Source organism: Bradyrhizobium nanningense (assembly GCF_004114535.1).
Taxonomy (GTDB): domain Bacteria; phylum Pseudomonadota; class Alphaproteobacteria; order Rhizobiales; family Xanthobacteraceae; genus Bradyrhizobium; species Bradyrhizobium nanningense.
This window is the reverse complement of the sequence record NZ_LBJC01000041.1, coordinates 1-471: the sequence shown is the minus strand read 5'-3', so window position 1 is coordinate 471 and position 471 is coordinate 1. Positions and strand designations below refer to the sequence as shown.

The window sequence follows — 471 nt, the reverse complement described above, 5'->3', positions numbered from 1 at the left end:
TCGTGGGCGTCGGAGACGACGAGCTTAACGCCGCGCAGGCCGCGGCGGGCGAGCTTGCGCAGGAACGCCGTCCAGAACGTCTCGGCCTCGGACGGGCCGATATCCATGCCGAGCACCTCGCGCCGGCCATCGCTGTTGACGCCGACCGCGATGATCACCGCGACCGAGACGATGCGCCCGTTCTGGCGCACCTTCACGTAGGTGGCGTCGATCCACAGATACGGCCAGTCGCCCTCGATCGGACGGGCGAGGAAGGCCTTCACCTTGTCGTCGATCTCGGCGCACAGCCGGCTCACCTGGCTCTTGGAGATGCCGCTCATGCCCATCGCCTGCACCAGATCGTCCACCGAGCGGGTCGAGACGCCCTGCACGTAGGCCTCCTGCACCACCGCGGTGAGCGCCTTCTCGGCCATCCGGCGCGGCTCCAGGAAGCCGGGAAAGTAGGAACCCTTGCGCAGCTTTGGAATGCGC

The 471-nt window shown here is 67.9% G+C and carries 1 protein-coding gene; it reads right to left on the bottom strand.

Annotated features, from left to right (window positions below; all coding sequences use genetic code 11):
• Nucleotides 1–471: IS256 family transposase (locus tag XH84_RS31735; protein WP_208757119.1), on the bottom strand; the 471-nt coding region annotated here is incomplete at both ends.